Genomic DNA, 11,753 nt, shown 5'->3' with positions numbered 1-11,753 from the left:
TGCTGACATGGTTCTCCTGTGGTGTGCCCTTGGGCCCGCTTGGCGCCTTGAGCACCCCTTCTGTTTGGGCGGCAATCGCTGGGCTTCGGCTATTCGCGCTGCAGCTGTTGTGATCGGCTGCGACTAATAGAGACCGCTTCTGGCCTCCAGGGATAGAACCGAGATGGGCACCCTGCCGCTCCGACTACTTGCCCGGGAGGGGCGGAAGAGTGGGACTGCTGGGTGCCTGGCGATCACGCCACCCGGCCTGCCCCGGCTTGCGCACCGCGCAAGGGCTGACGCGAGTCGCTGCGCGCCCCTTGCGCGGTGCAGGCTGCGCCGGGGCTTGACGGCGGTGTCGTTCGCCAGCACAGCCATGGCCGCCACTCCTCTCAGCCGCACCTGCCCGATCCGCATCATCTCGGTGCATCTCCTCGGGGCTGCCGGTGAGCTCCTGCGGGTGCTCTTCCTCGATCGCGAGGGGCACATCTCAGCGATGCCTCACTATGTGCCCCGCGATGAGGCCTTGATCCTTGCTGCCAATCAGCAGCGGGTGCTCGGCGCCCAGGGCTGGGTGCAGGTGCTCTGAAGCCCGAGCCCAGTCGCTCATCGCCCGGCGGGGAACCGTCGGGCTCTTCTGCGGCTGTAACTGGGGACGGCTGCCGCGAAGGCCTGTTCTCGGTACGGGGCGGCTTCAAGGACCCGCCTGGGTCAACTCTTTGATGATCTGCTGATCGAGCGCCAGGCCGTGCAGCAGTCCAACTGGATCCAGTAGCTGCGGGAGGATCTGCAGGGGCAGCAACCTGAGGGGAGTCCCCACCGTTTCAATGGCTGAGACCACGGTTCCAGCACTGCCTGCCATGTCCGTCTCGTTTCGGGAGGAGGACGTGGATCTCTCGCGGCTGCCGGAGGACAGCCGCGATATCGAGTCCCAGGCCTTTGTGGATGCGGTGTTTGCCCTGTATCAGGAGCCGTATGAGGGGATGGAGGGCAGCTTCTCCTGCTCCTACACCGAGGGACTGTTTGAAATCAGCTGGATCCCCCTGGGCGATCCCGGCACCGAACTGATGCAAGTGCGTTGGCTCCTGGAAGACGGCCGCCATGAGGAGGCCATCCCTCTGCTGGAGCAGCTGTTGGAGCGTGAACCCGACAACCTGGAGGCGCGCCACGTGCTGATGATGGTGCTGAACGGCCACCGGCTGCTCAGCTGAGCCCCACATACACCGGCTGGAACCACTGCATCCGCCGGCTCTGACGCTTCTCACCATGCAGAACGGTGTGCCAATGGCCCCGGCGCCAGTGGGGCCGCCGGGCGGCACCGCCGCCCCCCCCTGAGGTGCTGTTGCTGGCGGCAGCCCTGGGGGTGCGATCCAGCCGGAAGTCCTTGCCGATCCACACCGGACCCTGCGGGCTCACTGTGCCTTCTGTATCTGCAGCACCGGCGAACCCCTTACCGCTGCGCACCTTGGCGGCGGGGCCGGTGGTCAGCAGTTCCGGCTGGTAGAGCTGCACCAGCAGGGCGTTGATGGCCAGGCCCTCCATCCGCTGGTTGGTGCTCTGCACGGCCTGCTCGTCCCACTGCCAGGCTGGATGGCTGAGGTCGTCCACGGTGGGGTTGCGCTCGCCGATCTGCTCAAAGGAGTGGCGGGTGAGGTAGCTGGTGCCATCGAGGGCCAGGCCCACGCAGCTGATGCCGCCGATCCGCTGGGCCTGGGGCGGCAGCCAGTCGGCCATCGCCCGCAGGTCGGCCACGATCACCACCGGGATCGGCACCTTGTCCTCGGTGAACAGGGCGCCATCCGGGAGCATCAACCGGAAGCAGGGCAGCACCTGCGGGAAGTCCTCATCCAGCCGAGGAGAGGGTGTGCGGCGGAAGGCCTCGGCCAGCTCCGGCGCCAGGAACCGGGGCGGGGCCTCCACGATCCGGGCCCAGCGGCAGGTGGTGGCGGCCCAGAAGCCGATCGGATCGTTGAGCTCATCCATCACCTGCAGCCCGCCCTCGATGAGAGCGGCATAAGCCAGGTGATTGGCCCAGCTCTGAAAGCCCCGCGGCGAGCGGTAGCGGTGCTGCTCCTGCTGGATGTAAGGGTCCTGGCGCCGCAGCTCGGTGATCACCGTCCCGATCGGCGGCAGTTCGGCCTGGGAGGCGCGGATCGATTCAGGCGTCAGCCGGCTCATCGAGGCGTGAGCGGGGGGGGGCCAGGCTGAACCTCGAGGTTGGTCACGTTCACCTGGGTGGTGGCGCCATCAGCCCAACTCACCGTCGCCACCACCATCGGGCTGTTGGGGGTGATCGGTGCGATGGCGGTCACCGTGCCCCGCGCGAAGGGTCCGCTGCTGGTGGGGGCATCAGGGCCGCTCACCATCGCCATCGACTGCAGGAAGGCCCGGGAGAAGCGCACGGTGTCGCCGATCTGCAGGGGTGCGCTCACGGTGCTCTCTGGCGGGCGTTCCCCATCCTGGCTGGATCACGGATGCTGGGTGCAGTGCCCACGCCCAGCCCTGCCGTGAAGGACATCCGGATCACCACCCAGGACGACCTGCCCGGGCCCGATGGCGATGAGCCCTACGACACGTTCGTCAACCAGACCGAGTACGGCAACGCCCGCTTCCTGCGCACGAACGTGCTCTCGGCCCGGCCCGACCTCAAGAAGTACACGTCCTTGCGGTTCCAGCAGGACGTCAAGCGCCATCCCGATGCCGCCGGGCCAGGGCAAGACGTGGTGCTGGTGTTCATGGAGGCCCAGGATCTGGAGCCGCCGTTGACGCTGGTGTGCAGCGACATCCATCTGGAGATGGAGGGCTACCCGGTGGAGCAGGACGCGGTGATCGAAATCCCGCTGCTGCCGCCAGGGTCCCGCGGGCCGGCCAAGGGTTTCGGCTGAAGGTATGGGAGATCTGCTTTAGCGCTGGATACCGTGGGGGCGTCCCTGCCCGTTGCAGCCTGGCAATGCCTGCCCATGCGCTCCTGCCGGCTGTGAACCGCCTGCTCCAGCAGGTGGAGGAGGTCAGCGGTCTGCCGGTGGCGGTGGCCCAGCAGGCCGACCTGGGCACCCTGGCCACGGTGCGACCGGCGACGGAGGGTTACCAGGCCCACCTGATCGCCTACCGCGATGCCGATGAGGCCAGCAGCTACCACGTGGCCTTTGAGGCCGCCCTGCTGCTGCGCATCGTGCAGGTGCCGCCCGAGCAGCGGGTGAACCTCACTGAGAAGCGGGAGGCCAGAGAGAAGGTGGTGGCCCAGGTGGAGAAGATGTTCAAGGGCTCCATCGGCCTGGCCCAGGCAAGGCAGGCCGGGCTGCGCTTCTACGACGGGCTGATGCTGCAGCTGCGCTCGACGGGCCCTGGCCTCTGGGCTGATCGCTGGCTGTTCGAGCAGCTGCCGGAGCTGCGGGGCCTGCAGGCGGCGGTGCTGCAGGGCCAGGTGCAGCAGAACGTGCCCTGCCTCAACGCCGAGGTCGACAAGATGAGCCCCGCTGCGGTGGTGAAGGCCAGCCGGGCGATGAATGCCGCCTATGCCTTCCAGGCCGCCGAGCTGGTGGGCATCCCGCCGCTGGCGATTCCGTACCAGGCGGCAGGGTTTGAGGCGCTGGCCAGGGAGCTCATCGCCCTCACCCGCGCCGAGCCCACCACGGCGGATCCCGACCGGGAGATCATCGATGGCTGGGCCGAGAAGCTGGGCCTGAGCCGCTGGTACGTCTGGAAGACGCCGTGATGGAAGGCACTGCGTTTTCGATCGAAGAGGCCGGCTTTGATGACTCGCTGCTGCCGGAAGGCAGCCGCACCCCCGGCACCGAGGCCTTCCGCCGGGCGGTGACCGACTACTTCCAGAAGTCCTACGCCTCCATTGGCGGGCAGCTGTCGGTGGTGTTCGCCGCCGGCCGCATCGAGGTGGCCTGGGAGCCCACGGCGCCTGAGGCCCCTGCGATGGCCTCCATCGGCCCACTGCTGCAGCAGCGCCGGTTCGATGAAGCCCGGCCGCTGCTGGAAACCCTGCTGCAGCTGGAGCCCGAGCACCCCGAAGCCCTCTACAACCTCGGCGTGCTCGCCAGCGAAGAGGGCAAGCCAGAAGAAGCCCGGCTGCTGCTGCGCCGGGCAGTGGTCGCCAACGCCAGCAATGCCCACGCCCAGGCGAATGCTTTGGTGGCGCTGGCCCTGGCCGCGATGCGGCTGGGCGACAAGGCAGAAGCCCGCCAGGCCCTGGAAGCGGCGATCGAGTTGGAGCCGCAGAACAGCTTTGCCCTGCGCAGCCTCGGCAGCCTGCTGGTGATCGCCGGGGCCTTTGCCGCTGGCGTCGAGCGGTTCCGCCAAGCCCTGGCGGTGGCGCCGGATGACCTGATCACCACCTTCAACCTGGCCCGGGCGTTGCTGCAGCTCGATCCCGAAGAGCACAGAGGCGAGGCCGATCGGCTGCTGCTGCAGGTGATCGAGGCCCAGCCCTACGGCGAGCTGGCGAACAAGGCCAAGGATCTGCGGGGCAGCATCGCCGCCCGCGATCTGCGCGTCGATCAGCCGGAGGGCCTCCGGCAGGACGCCGTGAGCTACTGCCTCCAGGCCCTGCAGCTGTTCGAGGGGATGGACCAGCAGCGCTTCATTGCCGTGCTCAGCGAAGTGGCAGCCGTGGGCCAGGGCGGGCTGCAGATCAATGAACCCGGCACCGCGCGCAGCCTCAAGAACCTGCCCGGCAGCTGGAGCGACCTGGCCCTCGCTTGCCTGATCCACGTGGGTATGAAACGGCTGACGCCGGATGATGACTCAGGCCTGGGGATCGAGGCGGAGTACCAGGAGGCGATGCGTCTGCAAGAGCAAATGGGGAAGAAACTATGACCGTTATGTCTACAAAGCATGGCCATGCCAAGAATGAAGGCATAAACCCCGGGTCACTCCCGATCGTTGAGACATTCCATTCTCTGCAGGGGGAGGGAGCTCATGCAGGTCGAAGTGCTTTCTTCATCCGACTTGGGGGATGCACAGTCGGGTGCACTTGGTGTGATACCAAGCACTCATGGCCGAAAGACCTACACCCCCATCAAACTCTTATTGAGACAGCAAGAGAAGCACACCACGCACAAGCGAATGGAGCCGCGTTTATTGTGATCACCGGCGGAGAACCATTGCACCACGACCTGGCTCCGCTAGCAAGCGAGCTTCGGAGTGCCACTTCACTCCCGATCCATCTCGAAACAAGTGGCGTTGACCCAATTTCTGGATCACCTGATTGGATCACGCTTTCCCCGAAGCGCCATGCGCCCCCGCGGCAGGAACTGCTTGATGCGTGTCACGAGCTAAAGGTCATTGTGCATGAACCCGCAGACTTGGAGTTTGCGCTCCTGATGGCTGAATCCACGATTCACTCAAGGTGTGATGGCGATGCCAAGTTGTTCCTCCAGCCTGGATGGGAAAGCTCTGAAGGTTTGCGGCTCTCGATCGACTTCGTTAAAAGCCACCCTGCCTGGCGCCTGAGCCTGCAAGCCCATAAATGGCTGGGCATCTTGTGAACGCATAGACACAGAACGTTCACTTTGAACTTTTGCGGGCAACCAAGCACCAAAAGGCCTGGAATTGTGTGCAATCGAGCGGGTCGCCACGCGATGATGGGGCGTGGTCACAGGCAAGCGCGGAAGAATGCTTGACAAGCCCAAAGCCATTGCCCTGTTCTCCGGTGGGCTTGACTCCGCAACTGCGGCTGCACTGGCCTGCGAGGAAGGGCTGAGTGTGATCGGGCTCTCCTTCGACTACGGGCAGCGACATCGGCGTGAGCTCAAAGCCGCTGCCGAGTTGGCCAACGCGCTTGAGCTCGTTGAACATGTCACCATCTCGGTGGACCTCTCCGCATGGGGTGGCTCCTCCCTGACCGATTTGAAGCAGTCACTGCCTGCTGAAGGGGTACTCGGCGGAGGTATCCCCAGTACCTACGTCCCTGGCCGCAATACGGTGTTCATTGCGCTTGCTCTCAGCCTTGCTGAGGCCCGAGGTGCTGAGCGGATCATCCTGGGCTTCAACGCAGTCGACTATTCGGGGTATCCGGACTGTCGTCCGGACTACTTGAAGGCATACCAGGAGCTTGCCCAACTGGCGAGCAAGGCAGGGAGGGAAGGAAGAGCTCCCCTGCTATGGGCTCCATTGGTGCAATGGAACAAGGCCCGAATCGTGCAAGAGGCATTGCGGCTTGGGGTGCCGACCGAACGCACCTGGAGCTGCTATGCGGGTGGCGACCATCCATGTGGTGTCTGCGACAGCTGCCGTATCCGCGATGAGGCCCTACGGGAAGCTGGTCGCCCCGATCTGACCAGCAGCGGAACCTGACCTAACTTCTGTATCTGAGAGAAGGGTGTATTCCGAACTGTCAGCGAGACAATGATTATCTGAGACGTCGTCGTACATAGGCACGGATTTGTTTTGCGTAGCGGCGTTGAACTCCAAGATCCACCATCGCTTCGACATCGAGAGCAGCGACGTCAGCGAAGGTGAGGATGCCAGCTTCTTCAAGCCTCTTGATGGTGCCAGGCCCCACTGATTGGGAAGTGCTTGAGCTGAGCATGCCTCGCACGCCACGCATCAGAGGCCCGAGTGCAGAGCAATACTTAATCCGTTCCATCAAATCGAAGGTTTGATGGCGAATGATTCGCAGCTGTTTCTTCACTCGCTGAATACGCTCGCGGTCGGCTTCGCAATGCTCAACGAGGTGATGGTAGAAGGTTCGGAGCTCAAAAATCTGCGCCTGACCCGCAAGAAGCCATAACGCTGTGTCTCTCCAAGACTCCTGCATGCCCTCAAGCCCCGCAATCCCCCATCTTCGCTCTAGATCAATAACTGGGACACCGCGAGACCTTTCGTCCAACAGAATCGCACCAAGCATCGCGAGGTATGCGTTCTTATGGTGTGAAGAAGCCAAGTTTTCTCGGTGGTTCGAACAGAGGCCGAGGGATCCAAAGAGCTCATCAGGTCTTGATGAGCCTTCAGCTCCACAAATCCACTCACGGAACAAGAGTGACTTATCAAGGTGGATCCGGCTCTCATGCCATCCGTCAATCTGCTCGGCCAGCTTGGAACTGAAGCGGCGCAGGCAAGGTGTTCTGTCACTGAGCAAAGTCATCACCAGCAGATGATCGAGGGCTGACCACTGGGACAGCATTCGATCAGTTGGATCCAACCACATCAAGTCGCGTACAAGCTGGCCCAGGCCTGCAACGTATCCCAGGGGTAGCACTGAGCGAACGCCACGAAGACCGAGCACTGTCAGGTGGTGATTCTGGTCCTCACCGCAGTACGCCAGGACACGAGCAGGATCTTCTAACCAGCGAAGGGCAGGCTCTATTCGACGGGTGAGGGCAGGTCCTGCCAAGGAGTTGCCAAGGATGATGTTGAGATCAGCCAAACTGAGACCCTTCTCTCCACATCGGCTCAGGCAAGAGGCAATAGCTTGTGCTGCTACACCAGAGTCGTCCTCGTGACCTGGCACAGAGCGCTTGGTGAAAACAGGGTCAAAGGCAGACCGTAAGCGTGGAAGATCTTGTGTTCGCAGAGCGTTCGCAAGCTCCAGGCCTGTCCAGGTATCACTGGCACGAAGCAGCACTACCGCATGCCCAGCACGATCACCGCGGCCAGCACGCCCAACCATCTGAAGGACTTCGTCCGCGCCAAGGGCGCCATGACCAAAGAATGTGGTGTCTCGAACGTAGACGTGGGTTGCGGGGAGATTCACGCCCATCGCTAACGCAGACGTTGTCACAACGCAGCGGAGTCGGCCATCTGAAAAACGATGGCGTACCTCCCGACGTTGCTCTGCCGTCATCCCAGAGTGATATGCACCGGCAGGAATACCGAGGGATTTCTGCAAAAACACAGCCAAGGCGTTCGCTGATGCTCGCTTAAAGACGAAAATGAGCACAGAAGCACAGGGATCGCTTAGCGTCTTAGAAATCGACTGTGCCAGAACCGTATCTACATCGTCAGCCTCGTCCAGGCTCCACACTTCAGTGCTGAGCGGAGGTGTTCGACAATGTTCTTGAACAAGATCACATGGCGAGAGCCACTCACTTAAGCGTTCAGGTTGGCCAGCTGTAGCCGTCAACAGAACGAGACGGGGTGGTAACGTCGAGCTCAGAAGAGTCGCAATTAATAACTCAAGCGTTGGGCCACGCCGAGGGGACCCGATTAGGTGCGCCTCGTCGACAACGACACAGCCAATGGAGTCCACCCAAGGATGGTTGGCTGGATTACGAAGAATGGCCTCGAACCGTTCAGGAGTGGCGATGACCAATTCGCCACGATCAGGGGCGGTATCTTGGAAGGTGGAGTTTTCAAGCCTGTAATCCCCTGTTGTCAGACATAGGTTGACTTTCCCAAGGGAAGTGCTCAATGGGACAAGAAGCTCAGCGAGTTCATCGGCTTTCTCTTGGGCAAGAGAGCGCAGAGGCTCGAGGAGTACGGCACGCTTGCCCGCCAGGAGTGCCTCAAACAACGCGAGATTACCGATCAATGACTTCCCACTGTTCGTCGGAGCACAGACGACCATGTGACGCCGGCTATCCAGCATCCGGTACTCAAGAAGGGCTTTGGCCTGAACAGGGCGAAGCGGATTCCCCTTCGTACAAACATCAATCACTGATTTCCATTTGCATGAGACTCGTAACCTCTTCGCGGAGGCCAAAGTCGCCGCTGGAGCTTCGCCTGTGGTTCCAGCACTGAAACGCTTCATCGGTCTTCAAGGAGCCGGCGGAAGGCGGGATAGAGCAAACGAAACTCCTCTGCTGAGAGTTCCTTCAGATGGTTGGCCACCCACTGGCGCTGCTCTGCTTCGGCGACTGGATCAACAGAAAGAAAAATGGGATCCTTAGTTAGATCCGTACCAGGGGGGAGCCCGAAGTAATTGCTTAGCGAGGCAAGCGTGAGATTGTTCGGCGCAAAAGACCCGTTGAGCCAACGGGACACAGTGGTGGGATCAATACTGAGAGCTTCGGCCAGCAGCTTCTTGCCACCTCGCTCCAGGCTGTCGAACAGAAACGTCAGATTTTCACGAAGGATGTCGCAGCGTTCCGTGACCAAATCCCGGTAGCGGAGCTCCTGTTCGTCAGCGTTCATCCTGAACAGGCCTGAGAGTTCGCTGACTTCCTCGTACCCAAGTCGGCTGTCGTCAAGTTGACCCCGCACGAGCTGCTTGATTCGAGTGGCCGACCAACTGAGCCGGGCCTCCAGCCAGGTGCCCCACTGATCTCGTGGAATCTCCTGCTTCCACAGCAGGAAGCGGGTGTTCCGGGAGAGCAAACCGCTCTCGGCGCGTTCCACGCCATGTTTATTGGCACTTCCTTGGCGTCCAGCCGGCTCACGCATACTAGGCTAGTGGTCAGTCGGATTGAGAGGCGTTCGATGCGAAGGACTGCGATGATCTCGGAACCAGCGGCCCGCCTGAATCCGGCCCAGCAGGAAGTCGTAGACAGGGATCTGCTCGGCAGCGGATTCAGCTGCGTGCTTCAGCTTCCTACTGGGACCGGCAAAACCTGGCTCGCCGAGAGGGCGATCGCCGAAACCATCGAGCGGGGTGGACGTGCCATCTACCTCACCCCCCTTCGAGCCTTGGCCAATGAGCTTGTCGAACGATGGAAGCGGAGCTTCTCCGGGCATGAGATCGGTGTGTTTACAGGGGAGTACGGAGGGAGGCAGCGGTATCCGGTCCCCTTTGAGCGCGCCAGCGTGCTGATCATGACCCCGGAACGGCTGGACGCTTGCACGCGCCACTGGAGGAGTCATTGGGCCTGGATCCCCGCAGTTGACCTGATCGTGGCCGATGAGTTCCACCTGCTCGGGGATCCGAGCCGTGGTGCACGGCTTGAGGGCGCGCTGTCTCGTATCCGTCGATTGAACCCCCATGCGCGCATCGTGGGTCTGTCTGCCACCTTGGGCAATGCTGATGAGCTGGCTGACTGGCTTGGGGGAGTCAGCTATCGGAATGACTGGCGACCATTGCCCCTGGAATGGAAGGTTGTCAGCTTTCAGAAGGCCACCGACAAGCCGGGGCTCCTCGAGGAGCAGGTACGTCAATGCGTAGCGGCTGGTGGACAGAGCCTTGTGTTCGTGCAGAGCCGCCGGCGAGCTGAACAGCTTTCGGAACACCTGCGTCAAGGGGGGCTGAATGCAAGACACCACCATGCTGGTCTGCAAACCGACGTGAGGCATGAGGTCGAGGGACGCTTCCGGGCAAAATGCCTGCAGGTGCTCGTCGCTACAAGCACTCTGGAAATGGGTCTCAACCTTCCAGCAAGGCAGGTTGTGCTGTACGACCTCCAGGGGTTTGACGGACACGACTTTGTCCCGTTGGACGTGAACACTGTTTGGCAGCGTGCAGGTCGGGCGGGTCGTCGAGGATTCGACGAGCAAGGGGAGGTGGTGCTCCTTGCTCCGAGCTGGGGCCAGAAAACAGGCCGCTACCTGGCTGGAATGTTTGAGCGGATCATGTCAGGGCTGCGACATGAGGCTGCCGTCGCTGAGCAGATTCTCTCCGAAGTGGCCAGTGGGATGGCACGGACCCGCATCCAGCTAGATCGGGTCTTCACTGGGAGCCTGGCTCATCATCAAAGGGCTCTTCCAAAGATCAGCCTTGTGATTGACAAGATGCTGAACTCGCAGATGCTCATCGAGACCCCAAACGAGGGGGGAGACAAGCTCACGCTGCGGGCAACACGGCTCGGACGCATTGCCGTTCGCCAGATGCTGAGCCCAGACACCGCGCTGCGGCTATCGGAAGCCTTGTTGGGAGAAGATCGGGATCAGTTGACTCTGTTTGATCTCCTTCTGCTCTGTACAGACACACCTGACTGCGAGCCGTTGATCCCGGCCGGTTTCGAAGACCTCGAGATGTTGGCAAGCGCACTATCTGCAGAACCTTCAGCGCTTCTTTCGAGAGACAAAGCAGGTACGACGGCCCATCTCCGATGCAAGGGGCGTCGTTTGCTGTCATGCGTGAAGACGGCACTCGTGGCCCGGGCATGGACACGAAGCGGAGATGCTGAGTCAGTCGCCAAGGAGTATGGCTGCTACACCTTCGAGATTCGACGCCTGACCGAAAACCTGGAACGCATTCTGACGGCAGGCACTGCGGTTATCACTCCACCGAAGGATGGCGAAGACGAGGAGAAGCAGCGCATCCCGCTTGAGGAGGAAGCAACGCTGCAGGAGCGTGTGCGCGCCTTGACAAGCATGGTGGCTCACGGTATCGATGAGGAAGCCGTCACGCTCACCTTTCTGCCCGGGGTTGGTGGCACACTGGCACGGAGGCTCCACGAGGTGGGCATCAGCAGTATTGATGACCTCTGCATCGCCGAGCCCGAGGAAGTGGCGATGGTCCGTGGGGTATCCCTCGAGCGAGCCAAGAAATGGATTGAAGCGGCAACTGAAATGATCAAGACACGTTCGGCCTTCGCATTCCGTGAAATGAGGTCAGGAGAATACGTAGAGTCGTCATGTGCTGACTGGCCTTCAATCGTTGATCCCTATCGGTTCCGCAGATCGCTTGAGCTCAAGGTCACACTTCGGCGTAGGTATCAGTACGAGGTGAGTGGAGGTCTTGAACCACACCGGATCGTCGCTCATCCCGAAAGACCAATTCAATGCGACTGTGCCGACTTCGCCAAAGGGAACCACTGCAAGCACCTGCTTGCGGTGCGGCTCCACAGAAAGGAACCTGATCTCTTGGAGCTCCGCGAGCTGCTCCAAAGCACTCCGGGCACCACAAAGGGACTTGATGTTTTCCAACTTTGGTTTGAGGGGCGCTGAAC

At 61.7% G+C, this 11,753-nt stretch carries 13 protein-coding genes; 8 read left to right on the top strand and 5 right to left on the bottom strand.

Features of this window, described 5'->3' with window-relative positions; all coding sequences use genetic code 11:
- Positions 1-355: 355 nt before the first annotated feature.
- Positions 356-568: a hypothetical protein gene (locus H8F27_RS08895; RefSeq protein ID WP_197147805.1), complete on the top strand. Its 213-nt coding sequence runs from the start codon at positions 356-358 to the stop codon at positions 566-568.
- 105 nt (positions 569-673) lie between these two features.
- On the opposite strand, the gene H8F27_RS08890 is transcribed toward H8F27_RS08895, so the two are convergent.
- Positions 674-820: a hypothetical protein gene (locus H8F27_RS08890; RefSeq protein WP_197147804.1), complete on the bottom strand. Its 147-nt coding sequence runs from the start codon at positions 818-820 to the stop codon at positions 674-676.
- Positions 821-839: 19 nt separating this feature from the next.
- On the opposite strand from H8F27_RS08890, the gene H8F27_RS08885 reads away from it, so the two are divergent.
- A complete protein-coding gene (locus H8F27_RS08885) occupies positions 840-1,190 on the top strand; it encodes a tetratricopeptide repeat protein (protein WP_197147803.1) in 351 nt (116 codons plus the stop codon).
- Here the strand turns inward: H8F27_RS08885 and H8F27_RS08880 are convergent.
- Both H8F27_RS08880 and H8F27_RS08875 read right to left on the bottom strand, forming a co-directional pair.
- Positions 1,183-2,157, bottom strand: coding sequence for a hypothetical protein (locus H8F27_RS08880; protein WP_197147802.1), 975 nt, complete (start codon positions 2,155-2,157; stop codon positions 1,183-1,185). The genes H8F27_RS08885 and H8F27_RS08880 overlap by 8 nt on opposite strands.
- Positions 2,154-2,411: a hypothetical protein gene (locus H8F27_RS08875; protein ID WP_197147801.1), complete on the bottom strand. Its 258-nt coding sequence runs from the start codon at positions 2,409-2,411 to the stop codon at positions 2,154-2,156. The genes H8F27_RS08880 and H8F27_RS08875 overlap by 4 nt, the downstream gene beginning before the upstream one ends.
- A gap of 54 nt (positions 2,412-2,465) precedes the next feature.
- On the opposite strand from H8F27_RS08875, the gene H8F27_RS08870 reads away from it, so the two are divergent.
- The 5 genes from H8F27_RS08870 (at position 2,466) to queC (ending at position 6,285) form a co-directional block, all read left to right on the top strand.
- Positions 2,466-2,864, top strand: coding sequence for a hypothetical protein (locus H8F27_RS08870; protein WP_197147800.1), 399 nt, complete (start codon positions 2,466-2,468; stop codon positions 2,862-2,864).
- Positions 2,865-2,929: 65 nt separating this feature from the next.
- Complete coding sequence (locus tag H8F27_RS08865; RefSeq protein WP_197147799.1) at positions 2,930-3,694, top strand: hypothetical protein; 765 nt, start codon at positions 2,930-2,932, stop codon at positions 3,692-3,694.
- Entirely contained in the window at positions 3,694-4,806 is a 1,113-nt protein-coding gene (locus H8F27_RS08860) for a tetratricopeptide repeat protein (protein ID WP_197147798.1), read from the top strand. Before H8F27_RS08865 ends, H8F27_RS08860 begins: the two co-directional genes overlap by 1 nt.
- Positions 4,807-4,811: 5 nt before the next feature.
- On the top strand, positions 4,812-5,477 hold the full coding sequence (locus H8F27_RS08855) for a 7-carboxy-7-deazaguanine synthase QueE (protein WP_197153459.1): 666 nt from the start codon (positions 4,812-4,814) through the stop codon (positions 5,475-5,477).
- 127 nt (positions 5,478-5,604) lie between these two features.
- Positions 5,605-6,285, top strand: a complete 681-nt coding sequence (queC, locus tag H8F27_RS08850) for a 7-cyano-7-deazaguanine synthase QueC (protein WP_197147797.1) — start codon at positions 5,605-5,607, stop codon at positions 6,283-6,285.
- 55 nt (positions 6,286-6,340) lie between these two features.
- Here queC and H8F27_RS08845 read toward each other — a convergent pair whose 3' ends face one another.
- Together H8F27_RS08845 and H8F27_RS08840 are read right to left on the bottom strand one after the other, a co-directional pair.
- Entirely contained in the window at positions 6,341-8,680 is a 2,340-nt protein-coding gene (locus tag H8F27_RS08845; protein WP_197147796.1) for a DEAD/DEAH box helicase, read from the bottom strand.
- On the bottom strand, positions 8,677-9,312 hold the full coding sequence (locus H8F27_RS08840; protein ID WP_197147795.1) for a helix-turn-helix transcriptional regulator: 636 nt from the start codon (positions 9,310-9,312) through the stop codon (positions 8,677-8,679). Before H8F27_RS08840 ends, H8F27_RS08845 begins: the two co-directional genes overlap by 4 nt.
- A 51-nt stretch (positions 9,313-9,363) precedes the next feature.
- Between H8F27_RS08840 and H8F27_RS08835 the strand changes: the two genes are divergently transcribed.
- Entirely contained in the window at positions 9,364-11,751 is a 2,388-nt protein-coding gene (locus H8F27_RS08835) for a DEAD/DEAH box helicase (protein ID WP_197147794.1), read from the top strand.
- Positions 11,752-11,753 lie beyond the last annotated feature (2 nt).

It is taken from the genome of Synechococcus sp. CBW1108 (assembly GCF_015840335.1).
Taxonomy (GTDB): Bacteria; Cyanobacteriota; Cyanobacteriia; order PCC-6307; family Cyanobiaceae; genus Cyanobium_A.
This window is presented reverse-complemented; position numbering and strand designations above follow the sequence as displayed.

Excerpts from the sequence above, each read along its gene's own strand:
- H8F27_RS08895 (WP_197147805.1), top strand. The coding sequence starts at position 356 with ATGGCCGCCACTCCTCTCAGCCGCACCTGCCCGATCCGCATCATCTCG.
- H8F27_RS08885 (WP_197147803.1), top strand. The coding sequence starts at position 840 with ATGTCCGTCTCGTTTCGGGAGGAGGACGTGGATCTCTCGCGGCTGCCG.
- H8F27_RS08880 (WP_197147802.1), bottom strand. The coding sequence starts at position 2,157 with ATGAGCCGGCTGACGCCTGAATCGATCCGCGCCTCCCAGGCCGAACTG.
- H8F27_RS08865 (WP_197147799.1), top strand. The coding sequence starts at position 2,930 with ATGCCTGCCCATGCGCTCCTGCCGGCTGTGAACCGCCTGCTCCAGCAG.
- H8F27_RS08860 (WP_197147798.1), top strand. The coding sequence starts at position 3,694 with ATGGAAGGCACTGCGTTTTCGATCGAAGAGGCCGGCTTTGATGACTCG.
- H8F27_RS08855 (WP_197153459.1), top strand. The coding sequence starts at position 4,812 with ATGTCTACAAAGCATGGCCATGCCAAGAATGAAGGCATAAACCCCGGG.
- queC (WP_197147797.1), top strand. The coding sequence starts at position 5,605 with ATGCTTGACAAGCCCAAAGCCATTGCCCTGTTCTCCGGTGGGCTTGAC.
- H8F27_RS08845 (WP_197147796.1), bottom strand. The coding sequence starts at position 8,680 with ATGAAGCGTTTCAGTGCTGGAACCACAGGCGAAGCTCCAGCGGCGACT.
- H8F27_RS08840 (WP_197147795.1), bottom strand. The coding sequence starts at position 9,312 with ATGCGTGAGCCGGCTGGACGCCAAGGAAGTGCCAATAAACATGGCGTG.
- H8F27_RS08835 (WP_197147794.1), top strand. The coding sequence starts at position 9,364 with ATGATCTCGGAACCAGCGGCCCGCCTGAATCCGGCCCAGCAGGAAGTC.